The following is a 19,452-nucleotide window of genomic DNA, read 5'->3' on the forward strand; positions in this document are numbered from 1 at the left end:
CACCGCCGCGCCTGCTCCCCGAGACACGGGCGGGCGGCCCTCTTGTGCGTGTCGGGCGACCGAAGCCGGTCACGCAGACCGGGGGCGCGGCGCGCGGCATCGGCGCGAGCGTCAACCGGTCACCATCGAGACCAACGCGGCCGATCCGCCAAGCGCCACAGCGCTGATGCCTCCGAAGAAGGCGAGATTCGAACCCGCGACCTGCTCGGAGACCGAAGCGCCGGAATCCGTCACCAGGGATAGGGCGCCCCCGGCGGCTGCCACGGCCAGGGCGACGGACATCATGAGCGACATGGTTCGTTCCTCAGGTTCCGGCCATCACGACGGAGGCCTCTCCGCAGTATGAGGTCAAATGAATACCCGATAATGATCATTTGACATCTTATGCAGTAAATACTTGAAATAACAGGCTCAAAACGTCACACGGCTAGAACTTCGGTCATACATCGCACGTTGTTCGCCCAGGCTCGACAGATTCGAGCCAGCGAGGTTCACGTGTGTCAGACAATATTTCCGGACAGGACAGCCGCCAGGGCAAGCGCGGTCGGCCCGCCCTCTACGTCCTGATCGTCAGTGTCGGCCTGATGCTGACGTCCCTGGCGGGGCTGATGATCTGGCAGGGGGCGACCGCACCGCCGGACTATGCCAGCCAAAGCCAAGCGGCCTCGCGCAAGCAGATCACCGGCTCCGAATCCGGCAAAGCCGACACTCCGTCATCGGCCAACAGCACGGGCGTGCCGGGCGGGAATCCGGCGTATCCGCAGCCTGCCCTGCGCAGCGTCAATCCATGACCGCGGCTGAGAAGGCGAACGACGATCCGGTCGAGGCTGCGGTGCTCGAACGCGCGCAGCAGAACTTCCTCGACAACGGGCCGGGCGACCGGATGTGGTCGGATCCTGACCCTATGGCGGGATCCACGATGAGCGCCGGTTTCGCGCTGAGCGTGGACCAGCAGGCCGCGTTCATCGCCGCGGCGCGGACGGAGATCGCGTCCGAGGGCCATTCGGCCGCTCAGCCGGAGGAGCCCCTCCCCTCGCGGGAAGGTGCGACTGCGAGGCTGGGAATTTTCGCGCTCTATGAGAGCCGGAGAAAGGCACAGGCCGCGACAGCCACGCTGGTCGCGGCCGGCATCCCCGAGCAGGCGATCCGGCTCGTGGTCGATCCTCCCGATCCGGATGCCGACCATGCCGAGGCGGACGCGCCGGATACCGGCGGGGGCCAGGCCCTCCGGGATCGGCTCGAGACGTGTGGCGTGCCTCCTGAGGCGCTGGACGCCTGCTGCGCGCAGCTGAGGTTGGGCGCGGCGATGCTGAACCTCGTGGTCGCGGACGCTCAGCGTGACCGCGTCATGGGCATCCTGAAGGACCTTGGCTCGGTCGACACGACGCAGCGCCTCGCGACGTGGGGGGCCGAGGGCTGGGGCGGCACGTCGCCCGTGTCGACAGAGGGGTGGGGCGGCTATTCCGCCACCGCGACCGGTGCAACCGAGATCACGACGAGACGGGAATAAGCCGATGGCCCTATTCGCCCCGGTCCGGTCCGAGACGACTGACCTCGACGCTGTGCGGCGCTACGCGGTGCGCGTCATCGCGCAATCCGAAGCCGAGGACCTGCAGATGAAGGCGGTCACCCTGGCGCTGCTCGGCGGGATCATGTGGCGCGCCGCGCCGGGATCGACCGAGATGATGCAGGACGCGGGGGGCGCTAAAGCCATCCTGTTGACCACCCTCGGTGGCCGCCATCTGACCTTCGCCTACGACCAGAACACCGAGTCGATCGAGATGCGCGAGGGAACGACGGACGGCCGCGTCCTGCACCGCTTCTGCAACCGGACCTTGATCGGGGATTTCGAACGCACCTTCAGCGCCTTGTGGGGTTGAGGACGCAAGGTCCGATCCCGGTCATCGGCGTCAGCCGGATCATCGCTAACGCGATCCCAAGAGCTGTTATTTTTGGATCAAACCACCAATAGAGTGCGCTGAGATCGGAAAATCTCGCGCAATCCTGCTTTTTGACCGAATGGGTCTCCACGATTCCTGGCACAAGCATCTGGCTGTTGCCCGGTGACGTGAGTGCAGCGAACACCGCGAGCGTTCCTTGCTTCCTCATCGCCCGCACGGCTTCTTCCGACCCGAACCCACTCAGGCCCTGCAGCCCCCTCCGGGCCGCGGGGCTTCTTTTCGATCTGGCCGGTGCTCGCCGCTTTGGGCGCAAAGGTCCGGGGTCGAACGTCTGATCTTCGCCGGGGATCACTCAGACCAGGCAACGCGTTCCTCCCATGGGCCGCGCCCCGACGGTCGCGCCGTCCGCTCACTTGGGAGGGCGGTCCGATGCAGCATGCGTTGACACGCAAGCTCGAGAGTTTCGAGCCCCTCTCCGATCAGGCCCGTTGGGCCCTGAACGGTTTGGTGATCAAGGTCCGGCAGGTCGGGGCTCGCCAGGATCTGATTCAGGAGGGCGACAAGCCCGAGAACGTCCTCCTTATCCTCGACGGCTTCGCGTGCCGCTACAAGGTCCTGCCGGACGGCCAGCGCCAGATCATGGCGCTGCTCGTGCCCGGCGACTTCTGCGACCTGAACGTCTTCATCCTCGACGAGATGGACCATGCCATCGGCACGATCTCGACGTGCCAGGTCGTGGACATCCCGCGCCAGGCGATCGATGAGACCGCGACGCACCACGCGAGCATCGCGCGCGCCTTCTGGTGGTGCTCGCTGGTCGACGGCGCCGTCCTGCGCGAGTGGCTCGTCAATATCGGCGGGCGCCTTCCGGCTCCGCGCATCGCGCACCTCTTCTGCGAACTTCTGATGCGCCTGGAGGCGGTGGGACGGGTCACCGACAACAGCTACGCGTTCCCGCTCACGCAGACCGAGATTGCCGAGACGATGGGCCTGTCCGACGTGCACGTGAACCGGACATTGGGCGATCTGCGCGCCCTCGGCCTGATCCATCTCAAGCAGCGGGTGCTGACCATCCTCGACGTCGAGCGGCTCAAGGCCTTCTGCGACTTCACGCCAAACTACCTGCACCTGCGCAACACGCGCTGGGGCGAGCGGCGTGACCTGAGCTGGCCCGGCCGCGCCGAAGGAGGATAGGAATGGCCAGGCGGGGCAACGTCGAGACGCTGCTCGTGCTAAAGCTTCAGCCGGTCGCGGTGGACACTGGCAGCCTTGACCGCGACGGCATGCTGATAATCGCCAACGGCCTGCTGGTTGGCGTGCTGGTGCGCCTCGATGCACCCGAGCATGCGCATCCGGGCTATTGGTTCCTGGAGGCGGGGTTCGGACCGCTCCAGGGCGTGCGGGTGGACGCCTTCCCCACCCTCGACCACGCCACGCGCTGGGTGCGCCATCATCTGAACCGGTGACGCTCACCGCCGCCTAGCCTTGGCGATTCCGCGGACAGGATGACGGCAGTCGCGCCGGCCACGATCCGAGCCGGCCGCTTGTCGACGGGGACCAGCAGGTCCGGTGTCGAGATTGGCCAGCGCCACGTCGGTGCAGCGGCATCGGTATCCCCCAAAACCGCTACGAGGGTGCGGACGGCGAGGCCAGAGCCGGCCCCCCTCCCCGCGCCCAGTGTCTGCGCTGGGGGTGGCGAGGGTCTCGCAGGGGCCCTGGATATGCTGAGCCCAGGAATTCGCGAACCTGGGCGACGCGCGCTCCTCCGCTTGCGTCGCCCGGGCGAAAACGGGGTGCCGTGGTCCCGTCCTCAGCAATCGTCGTCGCCGGGCTTGATCACCTTGCCCTCCGGCGCCTTGGCCTGGTTCGTGGAGGGCTTCGCTTGCGAGCCCACGTTGTTCATCGCGCCGACCGTGCCGGGGGATTCTGCCTTGGCGCCCGGTGTCACATTCGCGGTCGAGCCGCCATCGACGTTCGACGAGGCATCGCCGGCTTGGTGACTCGTGCTGTTCGTGGTGGTCCCGGTCGAGCATGGGGCAGCCGCGGCGAGGCCGGCTGAGAGGAGCAGTGCGGCGATTGCGCCGGTCAGTGTGGAGACGGTCTTCATGGTGGACTCCTTGGAAGGTTGGCGGGCGTTGGATCCGCAGCTGGAGTGCCGTGGCGGACGGGTCGATGGCGTCTCGGTCCGCGCGCCGAGCGGCTTGCATGAGGCCGTCGCGAGCAGGATGGCGAGATGGAGCTCGGTCACGCCGCCGGGCGGTGCCGGAGAGGTCTGACCTGGGACGCCCAGGGCCGTTACCGGTTCGGCTTGGGTCCGGGACGTGAAAGGCCGTTCGAGGCGCGGTTGGCCTCGACCGTCGGTGCTCATGCGCGGCGCGGCGTCAGCGGCTGACCTGCCGCTCGGGCGTCTGTCCGATCGACGGCCGCGCTGCGGCCGGCGAAGAAGGCGGCCAGCGCTCCGAAGATCAGGGCAAGGGCTCCGAACAGCGCCCCCTGGGACACCCGGCGGGCCGCGGCGTCGGCGATCTGCTTCGATTGCTCCTTGACCGAAGCGAGGGTTTCCTTGAACTGCTGGGTGTATTGGCCGACCTGGGTCCGGGCCTGCTCGACCGGGATGTTCTGTGCCTTGGCGAGGGCGACGGCCGCCTTCTCCTGGGCGGCGGCCTGCTGGGCGCCGTCACCCGAGACGGCGGCGCGCATCGCGGTCACCGCAGCGTCCTTCAGCGCGGCCGGATCGGAGCCGGTGTTGCTGCGGACGCCGGCTTCGATCTCCGAGAACGGATCGGTGACCCTCGTCAGCGACGGGGCGGCCGCCTGCGCCAGGGTCGAGACGGATCCGCCCGCGGCTTTGCTCATCCCGCCGATGGCCGTCGAAGCCGTCCCGAGGGCGCCGCCGACGAGGCCGCTCGCCGCCGACGAGAGCATGTACAGCACGACGAGGGTTGAGACCGCCCAGGCGAGGAGGCCGTGATACCCGGCGGTTGCGGCCGACGGCTTGCCCGAAAGCCGGCCGGCCAGAGCGCCACCCGCCACCGCGGCGAGGACGCCGGAGACGACGAACCAGAGGCCCGCACCGATGCCGATCGCGCTCGCCGCCGGGGTGCCGTCGCCGAGGGGATCCACCGTCGACAGGCCGATGCCGAGGCCGAGCATGTTCAGGACGACCTGGGCGATCAGCCCGACCGTGGCGCCGGCGAGGACCGCCCCCCACGAGACCGAGTGCAGCATCATCGTGCGGATGTCCTCGGACGGTGTGACGGCGCTGCCCTGAGGCGGGCCACGGTCGAGCACGGGCCGGTCCGGGATGGCGCGGCCGGTCGCCGCGAGGGTGGTATCGGTGACGGTAGCCATTGTGGTTTCTCCGGGATCTGTGATTTGCGAGGGAACGGGCGGCTGAAGCGGATCAGACGATCCGGCCGCGTCGCACGAGGGCGTGGTAGAGCCACAGCACGACCACGGCCCCGACGACCGCGACGAGCAGGCTGTAGAGGTTGAGGCCCGAAACGCCGGGTTGCCCGAACTGCTCGAACAGGAATCCGCCGACCACGGCACCGATGACGCCGAGCAAGATATCGACGAGCACACCCTGGCCGGTGTTGTTGACGATCTTGCTGCCGATGAAGCCGGCGATCAGGCCGAGGATGATCCAGGCAAGGAGGGACATGAACGTCTCCGGTTCGCGGCGCGTTTCAGGGTTCCGGCACCGGAGCGCCGCCGATGGGGGCAGGCGTTCGACGCGCTGCGATGCCTGCCGCCTCGTGCAGGACGGTGAGCCTGTCTCTGCGTCGTCTCCGTCCCGGCGCACCGCGCCTCGATCGGGGCCGCGGCTCCCGGCTGGATGTCCCCGCTGATCGTGCCGACAGTCAGCTCGATCAGGTCACGGCGTGATTACGCGACAGAACTTTCTCACCTCGGCTGCCGGCTGGGCCGCCATCGAGATGCCAAAATCGAGCGGGGTACTCCTGTTCAATGACCGCGCCTGGCGAGATGTTCCGAAGTTCTATTTAAAAACTTCGGGATCCAGATTGAGTGATTTACGCTTGTTGTTTTAGTCTCAGAATTTTTACAAATCTATCAAATGAATGATTTTGTTCGATCCGGCGTCTCACGGCGTATCGAGCGACGACGCCGTTTCGTTTGACGCCGGTCACACCGTACCTGCGCGCGATGTCGCTGCGCACGGTGTCGGACCAGAACCCGAGCCGCGTTTTTGGGGCGCTACGGGGTGGGTACCCTCCGGAGCTGCCGAGCTATGGCCCTGGTCGCCCTTCGTTTCGGCGTGTCGGGGTGCTCCGGCGCCAAACCTGCGACCGAAACGTCGAAAGCCGTGATGCACGGACGGCAGCGCCATCCTCCTACGCCGCGCCGCCATGTGCAGCATGGGCGATACGACGGATCAGGACGCCCTTTGGCGACATCCGCGAAACATGGATGAACCGCGCCGGCGTTCCGATTCTACGCAAGTCTTCGACGTAGAGCCGTAAATCAGCTTTTGGACTCGGTTGTCAGATTCGCCAGATCCCGGCGAAACCGGCGTGTCGAGCGGTGCCGATCTCTGCGCCGACGCAACCCAGTATCGTCGATTCGACGATCCTGCTCCTGTCAATGTAGATGAAGGTCCATCTAGCGCCTCGCGATGGTGTTACGCTCTGAGGCTGCAAACCCTATGCGTATTCCACGTATAAATTCGCGTATCAAAGGCGCCGTGCCTTCGACAGTATAGGGTGCTGGCGCGCGTATGTCGGCTCAGAGCCCGAATTAAGCGATGAAAAGCCTATTTCATTCGCCGGGTCCTTCAGCGCGACAAGATGCGTGATACGATCACCCGAAGCCCTCTCGCGACTGCCGGCATGCCTTCGTGATCAGAGCCCGGTGTCGGCGGAGATCCGCTGGAGCGCCCAGGAGTTCGGACGCCCTCCCGGCCCGCAACCGCTACGCTCCGTGGCCGCTGCTCAGCCACGGCACCTGCCGGCGGGCGCTCCACCGCTTGTTTCTGAGGTGCAGATAATTTGGGTTGAATCCGCAATACGCCTTGAGTTGCTCAACGTCCAAGATCGTCAGGACCCGGCGCTTCAGCGTGATGAATTGGAGTCGACGCAACTCCCTCAGCGTGCGGCTCACGTGCACGTCCGACAAGCCCATCGTGTCCGCGATGTCGGTCTGTGTGAACGGGAACGCGTAACTGTTGTCGCTGACGCGCCCGACGGCCTCCAAGCGCAACAACAGCTCGCAGAACAGATGTGCGATCCGCTGATGGGCCTGCCGGCTGCCGATGTTGACCAGCCACTCGCGCAGGATCGCCTCGTCCACGAGGGCACACCACCATAACGCGCGGGTCACCTGAGGGTAGTGTGCCGTAACTTCCTCGATGGCGTTCCGGGAGATCTCGACCACTTGGCAAGGGGAGATCGTGCCGATGGCATGGTCCATCTGATCGAGGATGAAGACGTTCAGGTCACAGAAGTCGCCCGGCACCAGGTAGGCCATGATCTGGCGCTGACCGTCCGGCAAGACCTTGTAACGGCAGGCATAGCCGTCGAGGATGAGATGGATCCGCTCGGGAACATGGCCTTCCTCGATGAGGTCCGTACGTGCGGGCACTTGGCGCACGCGGGGAACGAGGGCTCTCAGCGCAGCTCGATCGCCGTCGGCGAGGTCCTCGAAGCTCTCAAGCTTGCGGATCAAGGCATCTTGCATCGGGCCACGGTGGCAAAGGGCAACATAGTACCTTAGGTCCATTATCAGACACCCGCTCCGTCATAGGACGGATCTTTTTCCCTTCCGGCGGTCGATCGCGAGGCCCGTGTCACGTCGCCGGAGCCAGCCGCGTGGCGGGCCCAGTCGTCGAGATTTTGGCCCTCGAAGTGATGAAGGTGCTTCCGGATGCTCGCCGGCACCTGACGTTTTTTCTCGTCGCGCTGGTCGTGCGGAGCCTGACGCGCTGCCTGCTGCCGGTCATCGATCCGTGTCGGGAGATCCGTCTGATGCGTTGTCCGCGCCTGCGCAGGGCCTCGAAGATCCGGATCAGGATCAGAAGCTCACGGGGTGACTCGCCTGCCTCCGCGGCCAGAGTCCGATCGACGTGATCTCGCCAATGCGCGGCGGCGCCGCTGCCGGCAGACAGCACCGGGGTCTCTGCCCTCACCTTGTCCGGCGGCACAGGCCTCTGGCGACGAGGCGGCCGCTCCCCTCCGGCACGACGCTCAAGGCAAAGGTCGTCGCTCCGGGACGATCGACCAGAAGGTCGCGGCCGAGGAATGCATCGACCTCCCCGGCGGCGATAGCGGTGGCATGCGCCTGGATATGCGTGTTAGCCGGCCATTCGAGCTCGACCAGTACGTTCGGGGCGGCTTCCTGCCGGGGGACACGATTGGACGGGCAACCCTCCGCGCTTCGGGTGGAAGCTTCATCATGCCGGGGCATGGCACCCAAACACAGGTTGTAACCGCTTCCGGGGCCTGCGCGTCGGTCCGGATTGGAAATGTCAGGCATCGGCCGCTTCGACGTCCGCTCGCTCGCCGTGTACGCTGCCGCCGGAAATCCGAGGGGGAACCCCAGCCTGAACCTCTGCAATTTTCTCACCTTTAAGTTGTAGTTAATATTTTCTTTGCCACAACATTGGTGGCGGGCAGGCGACGCGAACGGATCTGGCCCAGGCGACTCCGCGATGCGCAGTGGCTTCGAATGTGTCGTAAGCGATGGGGACGTAGATGCCGGCTCGGAGATCCCGAGTCGCGGCTGCTGCGATGACGATCGGACTTCTCGTCATCCCTGTGACGCGACCGGCTGTCGGTGGTGAAAAGCTCGATTCAGCCGCGGCCGCGCTCGTGGAAAGCTTTACCCTCCGAGCGGAGACTGCACGGCAGGAGGGTGCCGAGGCGCGGCTCCGGGGCGCGAAGGACGCCTTCATGCCGAGCGTCGCAGTGCTGGCCGACGCGCCGCTGAGCAGCCGGATCCGCTACAGCCCCGAGATCGCTCCGACGGTCGTGGGCCTCGACGTGACGCCGCGCGCCGCGCCCTACCAACTCGGACTCGTGGCCGACCTGCCGCTTTTCGACGGGTTTCGACGACTGAACACGCTCCGTGCCGTCGATGCACAGACGGATGCCGGACGCGCCCTCGTCGCGGGGAAGCGTCAGCAGGTGCTCCTCGACGCATCGATCGCCGTCCTATCGGTCATGCGGGACACGCAGATCCTGGAATTCAGGGATGCCCAATGCGCAGCGATCGGCCGGATCCTCGACGCCACGGAGCGCCAGCTCGCGGTCGGGGACGCGACGCGCACCGATGCCGCGCTGGCCCGATCCCGGCTCCAGGCGGCGGAGGCTGAGCGCGAGCGGGCGCGCTCGGATCTCGCGGCGTCCCGGGCGACCGTGGTCCGTCTCACCGGGATGGATCCAGAGCGGGTTGCCCCGCCGCGCCTGCCCGGCACGCTGCCCCGCACGCCGGAAGCCTACGAGGCGCTCGTCCGCACCAACAATCCAGGGCTGATCGCGGCGCGTCTCGGCGTTCAATCGGATGCGGCGCGGGCCGACGCCGTGACTGCCGATCTGCTGCCGAGCGTGAATCTGCAGGTCTCGCGGATCTCTCAATTCGGCTACAGCGCAGCCCTGGATCGGATCACCGACACTACGACGCGCCTGCTCGCCCGGATCCCCCTCTACGAGCCCGGCGCATTCCCGCGCGTCGCGGAGGCTTCCGCGGCGGCGCGCCAGCGGGGCTATGAGGTCCAGGATATCGAGCGCACGACGCTCAGCACGGCGCGCGTCGACTTCCTCCGGCACAAAACCGTCGCCGAGCAGGCGGCGCGGCTTTACGCCCGGGTGGTTGCCCTGCGTCAGTCCGTCAAGGGCATGGAGATCGAGCGTGTCGCCGGCTTTCGGACGATCTTCGACGCGCTGAATCTCCGGGCCGAGCTGGGTGACGCGGAGGCCGGCGCGGCGGCCGTCGCGGCGGAGCGGGACGCCCTGTCGCTCGCGCTCGCAGCCGCCGCCGGCTTGCTCGACGTCGACCATCCGGGCGCCGTCGGCAAACGGGCGCGGGTGCTGCCGCGGGCCGCGTCTCGGGTTGCGGAATCGCCGCTGGTCCGATCCGGCGTCCCCCCGCTGCGGGGAAGCCACACGGAGCTCAAGCCGGCTCCGGAACCGGTGCTGCGTCTGTCGCGGATCGATCCAGCTGACGCTCCGTGACGAGGCGCCCATCGCGGATCCGCAGCACCCGATCGACACCGGCGAGGACCTGCCGGCTGTGGGTGACATAGACCTTTGCGGCCTCCACACGCCGCAGACTGTCGATCAGCGACCGCTCGGTGTCCGGGTCGAGGTTGGCGGTCACCTCGTCGAGGAGCAGGAGGCGCGGCTGCCGGCACAGGGCCCGGGCGATGAGCAGACGCCGCCGCTGGCCGGTCGACAGCAGGCCGCTCTCCTCCGCGATCAGGGTGGCGAAATCTTGGGGCAAAGCTTCGACCGCCTCGCGCAGGCCGACCTGATCGAGGGCCCGCTCCATCTGCGCCCGCGTGACGGACGGGTCGAACAAGGCGAGATTGTCGGCCACGGTCCCGGCGAACACGCCATCGTCGGCGAAGACGACGCCGAGATTGGCCCGGAATTCCCGCCGCCCGAATTGCTGCAGCGCGGCTCCGTCCACACTGAGACGGCCCGCCGCCGGCTCGTGGAGGCTCGCCAGGATCTTGAGCAGGGACGATTTGCCCGAGCCGGAGGCACCCACGATCGCGATGCTCTCGCCAGCCCCGACGTCGATCGTCAGGTCGACGTCGCGTAAAAGCGGGGCATCCGCCCGGCCGAATTGCACGCGGACGCCTTCGAGCGCCACCGTCCGGCGCACTTTCCGGTGGATGCAGACATCGTCCGCGCCCGGCTCCGCCTCCTGGCCGACGAGATCGTCCAGCCGCTGGAAATGAACCCGCATCACCGAGAGATGCATCAGGTTGACCGTCAGCCGGTTCACCCGTTCGAAGAAGTCGCCGCGCAGGGCGAAGAAGGCGTAGAGCGAGCCGATCGTCAGGGTGTTCCCGATGACGCCGGTCACACCCATGTACAGCGTCGTCACGGTGCTCGTCGCGATGACGAGATGCATGAAGAGTTCGGCATCGATGGTCGCGTGGCGGGCGCGGAAATCCGTGTTGGCGAAGCGCGCGAAGCTTTCGAACCATCGCATCGCGAACAGGTCCGCGGCGTTATGGGCCTTCAGGGTGTCGACCCGGCGCAGACCGTCCAAGAGCCGACCCTGCTCCTCGGAGCGGGCCTCCAGGGAGGTCGCGGTGTACCGGTTCAGGGCCGGAAACGTCACGGCCCGGACCAGCAGAACGGCCGCGAGAGTCAGCAGGGTCAAGCCGGCCATGAGTGGCGCGTAGTAGTACATCAGGCCGACGAGCAGCACGGACGTGAGCGTGTCCGCGATGGCGGTGACGAGACCGCCGACCAGGAAGGTCTTGATGTGGTCGATGGAATCGACCCGCACGACGAAATCCCCGGGATGGCGCCGCTCGAAATAGCCGAGTGGCAGCCGGAAGGCGTGCCCCACGACGTTGCGCGTGAACTGCAACTGCATCAGCGTCGATGAGCGCAGCACGATGGCGTCCCGCAGCCAGCGGCCCACGGCCTCGAAGGCCATCATCGCCGCCAGCCCGATGGCGAGCACGCGCAGCAGATCGAGATCGACCTGCGGGATGACCACGTCGAGGGCGATCTCCAGGAGGATCGGCATGCCGAGGCCCAGGAGGGCGATGGCGAGCGAGATCAGGCAGATCTGCCAGACGGTGCCGCCGAGCCCCCGGGTCGCGCGGAACACCTCCATGAAGCCGAGGCGGCGTTCGGCCGTCAGGCGCGCAAAATCCATGCGCGGCTGGAATTCGAGGACCACCCCGGAGAAGAGGCGTTCCATATCGGCGCGGTCGTAGATCCGCAGCCCGAATTCAGGGTCTTGGATCCGGTAGCCGTCGCGCCCGATGCGCTCCAGGACGACGAAGTGGTTGCCATTCCAGTGCAGGATCGCCGGGAGCGCCACACCGGACAACTCGCCGACATTCGACAGCGCGAAGCCGTTGGCATCGAATCCCAGCCCGTCGGCCACCTCGACGATGTCGGCGAGGGACATGCCGGACTGCGACAGGGGGAAAAGCGCACGCAGGTAGCTCAGGTCGATCTGGTGCCGGTGGTAATTGGCCACCATCGCCAAGCAGGCGAGGCCACATTCCTTGGCCTCGCTCTGGGCCATCCAGCGGATCCTGCGCCGCCGCGCCAGGATACGGCTCAGCCAACCCGTCATGATGTCAGCCCCTGCCGCGCATGGCCCGGATCGGATCGAGCACCCAGTCGATCAGCCGCCGCCGCTCCACGACGATGTCGGCGCTCAGGGTCGAACCGATCCGGATCGGCTCGTCGACGCCGTAGGCGCGGATGGTGCGGGATTCCGGGAGGACCTCGATCCGATAGGTGGATTGCCGGTTCGATTCCCGCGCGTCCTGGGCAGGCGGCAGGTCGGCAGCCGGACGCAGGGGCGATTCCGAGATCGACGTGATGGTCCCGTGGCCGATGCCGAAGGTCTTGAACGGGAAGGCATCGTATTTGAGCACCACCCTCTGTCCGACCTTGGCGAGGCCGACCGCTCGCGCGGGCACGCCGAGCACGATCACCGGGTCGGCGCGGATGTCGCCGACGACGGCAAGAACCTGATCGGCCGCCACGGACGCGCCCGTCTCCACGAACAGGCCGGCAACCTGCCCATCGACCGGGGCGACGATGTCGAGTTGAGATTGCGCCGCCTGCCCGGCGATCCGAGCCACGATTCCGCTCAGCTCGTTGCGCACGGCGGCGAGCTGTCCAGTCTTCTCGGCCAAGCCGAAGCGCTGGGTGCGTTTGCGTTCGTCCGCCTGTTGCCGCAGCTCGGCGCGCCGGGCCTGCAACTCGGCCATTTGCCGTCCGTAATCGAGGAGCGTCCGGCGTTGCAGATTGAGCGCGTCTCGGGTGGCGTAACCTTGGTCGAGATAGGTCTGGACGCGCGCTACGATTGCCCCCTGCTCCCGGAGGCCCATGCGCAGGATCGTCTCCTGTTGCGCGAAGGCCGCGCTCACGGCCTCGACATGGGCGTCGATCTCCGCTGTCTCCCGGTCGGCCCGCGCGAGGAAGGTCGTCAGGCGGTCGCGTTCACGCTCCAGGACGGCCCGGCGCTCGGTCAGGCTTGTCAGATCCGCCGCGACCGTGGAGACGCCGCCCACCGTCGGCTCGCGCAGCTTCACCTGCATCAGCCGCTGGCCGCGCCGCACCGTCTCGCCCTGGCGCACGTCGATCGCAGCGACGATGCCGGGCGCGCGGGCATCCAGACGCGACATCCCGGAGACCGCCGAGACATAGCCCCGCACGGACTCGGTTCGCGCGAAACGGCCGAAGAAGAGGGCGCTGATCACCAGCACGATCATCAGGCCGAAGAACCACGCCATGGCCGACGCGCCACGATCACGATGGAGGTGGAGGGCACCCGTCCGGCGCTGCAGAAAGCCGAGTTGCGTCCGTCCGGGCGCGGCGAGGGTGTCGCTCACGCGGCCCTCTCGATGGGCATCAGGGGATCCTCGGCCGCCAGGTACTCCTGGAGCGACGGCCAGAAGTGCCATTGTGCGGGACGTTCCCGGATCGTCGTCTCGATATGCCGGCGCATCAGGTCCGCGACGCGCCCGCGTTCGAGCGCATCGTTTGCCTGCACGGCGAAGGGATAGCGCGGAACCACCACCGCACCGCCGGCGTCCGCGCCGATCGCCAAGGGCACCACCGTCGCGCCGGTCAGGTGCGCCAAGCTGTCGATGCCGAAGGCGAACGCGGTTTGTAGGCCGAAGATCGGCATCGGGGCCGGCTTGCCGTAGCGCGGCGGCAGATCGGCGAACACGACGATGACCGCGCCCTGTCGGGCATAGCGAATGGCGGGGAGATAGCCGGCCCGATCCGTGACGGTGAGGAAGCGCACCGGCATCCCGAACTCGGTGATGCGTTCCATCACCCGGGTCTCCAGCGGCCTGTCGTCCCGGCGTCTCAGGATCAGCACGGAGCGGCCGGGGAAGAAGGTGACCAGGATGCTGAGGAGCCCGATCACGTAGGGACCCATGTGCAGAGGCGCGAGAATGACCGGCTCACCGCTTGCCGCGATCCGCCTCAGGACCTCGGGCGACTGGGTCACCACATGGGCGAGGTCCCGCTGGATCGCGGCCCGGCTGCGGGTCAAGAGCGCGAGCCATTCCAGCTCGGCCAGCGCGTCGTGGAAGGCCGCCTCGCGGTCGAGGCGCCGAGCCTCCCGCCGCGGCAGACGGAGCACGCGCTCGAACCGGTCCGCGAGGCCGGAACGCGGGCTGCGGCCGACCGCTGCGTATACGCGGAACACGGTTCGCAAAGCCAGGCGGCGCAGGGGGAGCGGCAGTCCGGCGATGAGCGCCGCCTTCCTGGAGACACCCGAGATCGGCTCCATTGCCCGACGCCCCTGGAAATCGCTGGCTGGCCGGCGCGGGAGCCGCCGCGGAACGATCGATGTTAGGCTGCCTGTGTGCCGGCGCGCGGGACGGAGCCCCGCGCGCCGGTTGCTTGGGTCAGCGAGACTTGCCGGAGGACGATCCGAGCCCAAGTCCAACGCCGACGCTGAGGCCGCCAAGATTCAAGCCGACACCCAGGCCCTGCTGGGAGCCATGACCGCCGGACACAGTCTTCAAGGTCTTCAGGTCGAGTTTCTTCATGATTCTCAGGCCTCGTTAACCAGCGACGCCGTCGTCGCCTCCGACTCACTTATAGTTGTGGTGGCTCGGAGTCGATACCACTCAGTAGTTGCATCGGATCGCTTGCGTAAGTGTTAAGGCCTGCGCTGTTCGGCGTAAGGTCCGCCTCTTCCGTGGAACCGGCTGTGGCCCGGGATCGTCGATCCGTGCCCCGCGGCCATGAATACCTGTGCGGCCCAGGACGCGGCGAAGCGCGAAGCCTCCAGAGGTGTCGGGCTCCGCATTCTGCCCGGTGCACAGACGCAGTGCAGCCACCGGACCGGTGGCGTTCGCGCTCGTCACGCCGAACGCCAACTGGCCACGGCCATCACCGTCGAGGCGGTCGCACGCGAAGGGATCGCAGCGCTGCGGCAACTTCGCGTGGCGTGAGCACCCATCTCGACCATCCTGAGGGTCCGAAGAACCACCCTGAGGCGGCCACGGGTTCAACCTTCGCAACCGATCGGACCAGGTGCCCGACCAACGGGCGGCTTCCCGGGGCGCTCAGGTGCGATGAGCCAGCACGCCATCGCGCGCTGGGGAACCGTGCTCCGCGGGCCCCTTGCGCAGCGACACGGAGGGAGGTTGCCGGCAACGCTCATCGGTGAGATATCCCGACCCGGGTGCATGATCCGAAGGTCGGATCGGCAGGCTTCAGCGTTGGTCGGGCCGCCAGCGGCGGAAGGCCTGTGCGCGTGCCGACACTCACCTATCGTCCCCGGTCGTCCCTGCGCGGCCTGCTCACGAGCGGAGCGGGTGGCGGCCTCGTGCTCATGGCGAGCGCTGCGCTGGCCTTGATCGTCGCCAACTCGCCGCTGGCCGACGTCTATTTCGCGGGGCTCAAGGCCCATCTCGGCCCACTCTCGGTCTTGCACTGGATCAACGACGGCCTGATGGCCGTGTTCTTCCTGCTCGTCGGCCTCGAGATCAAACGCGAGCTGCTGGACGGGCGGCTGCGTACGTGGCCGGACCGCATCCTGCCGGGTGTGGCCGCACTCGGCGGCATGATCCTCCCGGCGCTCGTCTACGCCGCCGTCAATTGGCGCACGCCCGAGACCCTGCGCGGTTGGGCGATCCCGGCCGCCACGGACATCGCTTTCGCCCTCGGCGTGCTGGCCCTGCTCGGCTCGCGCGTGCCGGTCTCGCTCAAGGTGTTCCTCACCGCGCTCGCCATCCTCGACGACCTCGGCGCGGTGATCGTCATCGCCGTGTTCTACACCGCCGACCTGTCGCTGCCGATGCTCGGCGGTGCGGCCGCGATGCTCGCCGCGCTTTATGGGCTGAACAAGGCCGGCGTGAGCCGCCTGTGGCCCTACCTTGCCCTCGGCGCGGTGCTGTGGGTGTTCACGCTCCTGTCGGGCGTGCATGCGACCGTCGCGGGCGTCCTGCTGGCCCTCACGGTGCCGCTCCGGCTGAGCATCGGCAGGCCGGACGACCCGACCTCGCCGCTGCACATCCTCGAACATGCCGTCAGCCCGTGGTCGGCCTTCCTGATCCTGCCGGTGTTCGGCTTCGCCAACGCCGGCGTGTCCTTCGCCGGGGTCAGGCCGGCGATGCTGCTCGACCCGGTGACGCTGGGCGTGGCGCTGGGCCTGTTCCTCGGCAAGCAAGTCGGCGTCTTCGGCTTCGTGCTCGCGACCGTAAAGCTCGGCTGGGCGCAGCGCCCGCGCGGTGCGAGCTGGGCTCAGGTCTATGGCGTCGCCGTGCTCTGCGGGGTCGGCTTCACGATGAGCCTGTTCATCGGCCTGCTGGCCTTTGCGACGCAGCCGGATCTGGAAGCCGAGACCAAGATCGGCGTGCTGCTCGGGTCACTCGCCTGCATGGCCGTCGGGGCTCTGGTGCTGCGGCTTGCCCCGGCCCGTCCGTCTCACCGCTGAGCCGAAGCCGCCGCCGCGCGGCGACGGGGCGCGACAGCCTCGATCCGTCGACCTCCCGCGAAACCTGGTGGAGCACCATGCGCCGTCACCTTCCAAAGCGTCGTCCCGGCACCATCGAGGGCCGGCTGTCCGATTTCGTGCTGGCGCTCACTGGGGTCATGCTCCTCGGGGCGATGATCCTGCTGCTGCTCTCCTGGCTGGGCGGCGGTGCAGAGGGAGCCGCGGTCGGGTACGCGGGGATGCAGGATTCTTGAGCTCTGGCCCCGAAGCCCGACGACCGATGACGACACTGACCGCGACGCTGCGTGAACTGTACGAGGGGGACACGCGGCGCGCGCACCGCTTCCGCTACGTCCTGCTCGTGTTCGACGTGGCGACGATCGCCTTCGTGATCGTCACCTCGTTCCTGCCGCTGATACCCTGGATCATTGCCTGCGATGTGGCGCTGGGCGTGTTCGTCCTGCTCGACTTCGCCGCCCGCCTCGGCATCAGCCGTGCCCCGCTGCGCGAATTCCGGCATCTCAGCACCTGGACGGATCTCGTAGCCGTCGCCTCGTTCCTGGCCCCGGTGCTCGTCGAGGGCGTCGGCTTCCTGCGGATCCTGCGCACGCTCCGTCTGCTGCGCACCTATCATCTGCTGGAGCGGCTGCGGCAGGACAGCGAACTGTTCCGCCGGAACGAAGATGCGATCCTGGCCGCGACCAACTTGGTGGTGTTCGTGTTCACGATGACGGGCATCGTCTACGCCACGCAGCACAACACCAATCCGGCCATTCAGACGCCCATCGACGCTCTGTACTTCACGGTCACGTCGCTGACGACCACGGGTTACGGCGACATCACACTGCCGGGACCGACGGGCCGGCTGCTCTCGGTCTTCGTGATGATCTGCGGCGTGACGCTGTTCTTCCGCCTCGCGCAGGTGGTGTTCCGGCCGTACAAGGTGCGCTTCCCCTGCGACGCCTGCGGGCTGCAACGCCATGAGCCGGACGCGGTGCACTGCAAGGCCTGCGGCAACCTCCTGAACATCCCCGATGAGGGAGCCGACTGACGCTTTTGCGGGCGTCAGGGTCCGGTTCCAAGGCCGTCACACGGCGACGGCCTTGGACACCACGACGCGCTGCTCCAGGGCGGCGATGATCGTCGACGACAGCAGCTCGGCAGCCGGCGTGACATGGCCGGGAGCCCGGTACAGGACGATCTCCGTATCGGGCAGTTTCGGAAGCTGAAGCCGGGCAGACACCGAGACCATGTCCGCCGGAATCATTTCCGTCGGCAGAACCGTCACGCCGAGCCCGGCTTGGACGGCGGCCTGAAGACCGGCCAAACTTGGGCTGGTGTAGACGATGCGCCAGTCGCGTCCGGCCGCGTCGAGGGCTGACAGCGCACGCTTGCGATAGACATCGGGGGCCGGTGCGAGGATGAGGGGGATCGGGCCCCCGGTTTCCGTGACGAGGCGCGGCGACGCGACCCAGTCGAGCACCTCCCGCCAGACCTTGGTCCCGCCGCTCGGCCCCTGCGGCTCGCGCTTGAACAAGATCAGGTCGTAGCGACCCTTCGCGAAATCAGCGAGGAGGTTGACAGTGAAGTCGCACTGCACCTGAAGCGCGACCTGCGGATGGGTCCTCGCGAAACACGCCAGAACCTCCGACAGGTGCGTCGTCGCAAAATCCTCGGGCGTTCCGAGCCTGACGACGCCCGATACATCCGACTCGCGCAGGCGCGAGAGCGCCTCGGCTCCCAGCCGCAAGATCTGCCGCGCATAGGTGAGCAGGATCTCGCCCTCGGGCGTCAGCTGCAAGTCCCGGCCGTCCCGGTCGAACAAGCGGCGTGCGAGCCCGTCTTCCAGGCGCTTGATCTGCAGCGACACGGTCGATTGCGTCAGGCTCAGGCGTTGAGCGGCACGCGTGAAACTGCCGTTGTCGACGATCGCGACGAAGGTGCGCAACAAATCGAGGTCGAACGGAAGGGGCGGACCCGGCATCGTCCCGACATCAAATCTCTCCGGGCGCCCTACAAGCACCCGGGCCGCATTCCTGTCGCCTCAATGTCAAAATCGACGCCGCTGCGTGATGAAACGCACATGACCATAAGCTTGCACGAGGTGTCGCAGGATTAAAAATTATCCCTGCCATGCCCAATCCTGTGTCCATTTATTTTCACAATGATCATCATTGGCTCCGTAGCGTTGTTCTGCGGCCCGGTCGTTTCCAGATCATTGGCGTGGATGAGGCGAGAATGTCGGTCACGCATTGGCGGGCCGGTGCGCCTCAGCCGCGAACAGGTCGATATGACCGTGATCTTGAGTGGAGACGAACCATGAAGACTTCGCTGAAGACAGCCCGTGTGGCGCTCGCGACGGCCCTCTGCGCGATCGCGCCGATCTCTGCGGCCGTCGCCGACTACCGCGTCGGATCTCAAATGCGGCCCCTGCCCCAGACGACCTGGGACGGACTGTCGACCGGCGCGATCGACATGTCGGACGCCCCGCGGTTTTCCACTGGTGGCTGCCGGAGAAGCTCGGCGCAGGAAGGCAATGCTGATCAGCAGCACTTTCCGGTGCAGCAATACGGACAGACGGCGGGCGGCTACCGCTGCTGAACGGGGCCAGCGTCCTCGGCCCGACAGCCGGCCGTGTCTCACGTGAGGGCCGGCAACGTATCGGTCCGCCACGCCATCGTGTCATGGCGGACCGCTCTCCCGATCCTCGCCTCACAGGGCGCGTCCCGGCGGTCTCCTCCGGGAGTCCTCCCGCAAATCGTCCGCCGCGTCCTCTGCGAGACCGCAGCGCGATCGCGCCCCGACCCGGAAAGGTGCCTCGCGGGTGCCGATCCGCGGCGCAATCCGGACGCCGGGAGACAGCAATTGACCAATGACTGGCGAGCAACGCACTGCATCCGATCGAAATCGTGATGCAGAACGC

The 19,452-nt window shown here is 67.3% G+C and carries 21 protein-coding genes; 10 read left to right on the plus strand and 11 right to left on the minus strand.

Annotation, left to right across the window (positions count from 1 at the left end):
- Window positions 1–111: 111 nt before the first annotated feature.
- Window positions 112–294, minus strand: a complete 183-nt coding sequence (locus ABC766_RS07910; RefSeq protein ID WP_345821725.1) for a hypothetical protein — start codon at window positions 292–294, stop codon at window positions 112–114.
- A gap of 203 nt (window positions 295–497) precedes the next feature.
- Between ABC766_RS07910 and ABC766_RS07915 the strand changes: the two genes are divergently transcribed.
- The 5 genes from ABC766_RS07915 (at window position 498) to ABC766_RS07935 (ending at window position 3,367) form a co-directional block, all read left to right on the plus strand.
- Window positions 498–791 (plus strand): hypothetical protein, encoded by a 294-nt coding sequence (locus tag ABC766_RS07915; RefSeq protein WP_043351807.1) that lies wholly within the window; start codon window positions 498–500, stop codon window positions 789–791.
- Window positions 788–1,510: a hypothetical protein gene (locus ABC766_RS07920; protein ID WP_345821727.1), complete on the plus strand. Its 723-nt coding sequence runs from the start codon at window positions 788–790 to the stop codon at window positions 1,508–1,510. Before ABC766_RS07915 ends, ABC766_RS07920 begins: the two co-directional genes overlap by 4 nt.
- A gap of 4 nt (window positions 1,511–1,514) precedes the next feature.
- Window positions 1,515–1,880, plus strand: a complete 366-nt coding sequence (locus ABC766_RS07925) for a hypothetical protein (RefSeq protein ID WP_345821729.1) — start codon at window positions 1,515–1,517, stop codon at window positions 1,878–1,880.
- A 450-nt stretch (window positions 1,881–2,330) separates the two neighbouring features.
- On the plus strand, window positions 2,331–3,095 hold the full coding sequence (locus ABC766_RS07930) for a Crp/Fnr family transcriptional regulator (protein ID WP_279897359.1): 765 nt from the start codon (window positions 2,331–2,333) through the stop codon (window positions 3,093–3,095).
- Window positions 3,096–3,097: 2 nt separating this feature from the next.
- Complete coding sequence (locus tag ABC766_RS07935; protein ID WP_287090380.1) at window positions 3,098–3,367, plus strand: hypothetical protein; 270 nt, start codon at window positions 3,098–3,100, stop codon at window positions 3,365–3,367.
- Between the two features lie 344 nt (window positions 3,368–3,711).
- On the opposite strand, the gene ABC766_RS07940 is transcribed toward ABC766_RS07935, so the two are convergent.
- The 5 genes from ABC766_RS07940 to ABC766_RS07960 all read right to left on the minus strand — a co-directional run bounded on the left by ABC766_RS07940 (window position 3,712) and on the right by ABC766_RS07960 (window position 8,393).
- Window positions 3,712–4,008 carry a hypothetical protein gene (locus ABC766_RS07940; RefSeq protein ID WP_342142404.1) on the minus strand — a complete coding sequence of 99 codons (297 nt, stop codon included), beginning with the start codon at window positions 4,006–4,008 and terminating at the stop codon, window positions 3,712–3,714.
- Window positions 4,009–4,265: 257 nt separating this feature from the next.
- On the minus strand, window positions 4,266–5,252 hold the full coding sequence (locus tag ABC766_RS07945) for a PhnA-like protein (RefSeq protein ID WP_345821733.1): 987 nt from the start codon (window positions 5,250–5,252) through the stop codon (window positions 4,266–4,268).
- A gap of 52 nt (window positions 5,253–5,304) precedes the next feature.
- A complete protein-coding gene (locus ABC766_RS07950; RefSeq protein WP_043351821.1) occupies window positions 5,305–5,565 on the minus strand; it encodes a GlsB/YeaQ/YmgE family stress response membrane protein in 261 nt (86 codons plus the stop codon).
- 1,268 nt (window positions 5,566–6,833) lie between these two features.
- The gene (locus ABC766_RS07955; RefSeq protein WP_345821736.1) at window positions 6,834–7,586 is read right to left on the minus strand and encodes a Crp/Fnr family transcriptional regulator; all 753 of its coding nucleotides are present in this window, start codon (window positions 7,584–7,586) and stop codon (window positions 6,834–6,836) included.
- Window positions 7,587–8,042: 456 nt separating this feature from the next.
- A complete protein-coding gene (locus ABC766_RS07960) occupies window positions 8,043–8,393 on the minus strand; it encodes a hypothetical protein (protein WP_345821738.1) in 351 nt (116 codons plus the stop codon).
- Between the two features lie 254 nt (window positions 8,394–8,647).
- On the opposite strand from ABC766_RS07960, the gene ABC766_RS07965 reads away from it, so the two are divergent.
- The gene (locus tag ABC766_RS07965; RefSeq protein WP_345821741.1) at window positions 8,648–10,090 is read left to right on the plus strand and encodes a TolC family protein; all 1,443 of its coding nucleotides are present in this window, start codon (window positions 8,648–8,650) and stop codon (window positions 10,088–10,090) included.
- On the opposite strand, the gene ABC766_RS07970 is transcribed toward ABC766_RS07965, so the two are convergent.
- The 4 genes from ABC766_RS07970 to ABC766_RS07985 all read right to left on the minus strand — a co-directional run bounded on the left by ABC766_RS07970 (window position 10,029) and on the right by ABC766_RS07985 (window position 14,634).
- Window positions 10,029–12,137 carry a peptidase domain-containing ABC transporter gene (locus ABC766_RS07970; protein WP_345821743.1) on the minus strand — a complete coding sequence of 703 codons (2,109 nt, stop codon included), beginning with the start codon at window positions 12,135–12,137 and terminating at the stop codon, window positions 10,029–10,031. The genes ABC766_RS07965 and ABC766_RS07970 overlap by 62 nt on opposite strands.
- Before the next feature lie 55 nt (window positions 12,138–12,192).
- On the minus strand, window positions 12,193–13,458 hold the full coding sequence (locus tag ABC766_RS07975) for an HlyD family secretion protein (RefSeq protein WP_345821745.1): 1,266 nt from the start codon (window positions 13,456–13,458) through the stop codon (window positions 12,193–12,195).
- Window positions 13,455–14,372, minus strand: a complete 918-nt coding sequence (locus tag ABC766_RS07980) for a hypothetical protein (RefSeq protein WP_345821746.1) — start codon at window positions 14,370–14,372, stop codon at window positions 13,455–13,457. Before ABC766_RS07980 ends, ABC766_RS07975 begins: the two co-directional genes overlap by 4 nt.
- Window positions 14,373–14,490: 118 nt before the next feature.
- Window positions 14,491–14,634 carry a hypothetical protein gene (locus ABC766_RS07985; RefSeq protein WP_287090371.1) on the minus strand — a complete coding sequence of 48 codons (144 nt, stop codon included), beginning with the start codon at window positions 14,632–14,634 and terminating at the stop codon, window positions 14,491–14,493.
- 713 nt (window positions 14,635–15,347) lie between these two features.
- Here ABC766_RS07985 and nhaA point away from each other — a divergent pair.
- From nhaA to ABC766_RS08000, 3 genes are all read left to right on the plus strand, one after another.
- Window positions 15,348–16,529 (plus strand): Na+/H+ antiporter NhaA, encoded by a 1,182-nt coding sequence (nhaA, locus tag ABC766_RS07990; RefSeq protein WP_345821748.1) that lies wholly within the window; start codon window positions 15,348–15,350, stop codon window positions 16,527–16,529.
- 77 nt (window positions 16,530–16,606) lie between these two features.
- Window positions 16,607–16,783 (plus strand): hypothetical protein, encoded by a 177-nt coding sequence (locus ABC766_RS07995; RefSeq protein ID WP_164706322.1) that lies wholly within the window; start codon window positions 16,607–16,609, stop codon window positions 16,781–16,783.
- A 26-nt stretch (window positions 16,784–16,809) separates the two neighbouring features.
- On the plus strand, window positions 16,810–17,580 hold the full coding sequence (locus ABC766_RS08000) for a potassium channel family protein (RefSeq protein ID WP_345821749.1): 771 nt from the start codon (window positions 16,810–16,812) through the stop codon (window positions 17,578–17,580).
- Window positions 17,581–17,616: 36 nt separating this feature from the next.
- Here the strand turns inward: ABC766_RS08000 and ABC766_RS08005 are convergent, their stop codons facing one another.
- Window positions 17,617–18,477 (minus strand): LysR substrate-binding domain-containing protein, encoded by an 861-nt coding sequence (locus tag ABC766_RS08005; RefSeq protein ID WP_345821750.1) that lies wholly within the window; start codon window positions 18,475–18,477, stop codon window positions 17,617–17,619.
- 371 nt (window positions 18,478–18,848) lie between these two features.
- Between ABC766_RS08005 and ABC766_RS08010 the strand changes: the two genes are divergently transcribed.
- Window positions 18,849–19,130: a hypothetical protein gene (locus tag ABC766_RS08010; RefSeq protein WP_179697994.1), complete on the plus strand. Its 282-nt coding sequence runs from the start codon at window positions 18,849–18,851 to the stop codon at window positions 19,128–19,130.
- Window positions 19,131–19,452: the final 322 nt, after the last annotated feature.

The sequence above is a fragment of the Methylobacterium fujisawaense genome (genome assembly GCF_039619325.1).
Classification (GTDB): domain Bacteria; phylum Pseudomonadota; class Alphaproteobacteria; order Rhizobiales; family Beijerinckiaceae; genus Methylobacterium; species Methylobacterium fujisawaense.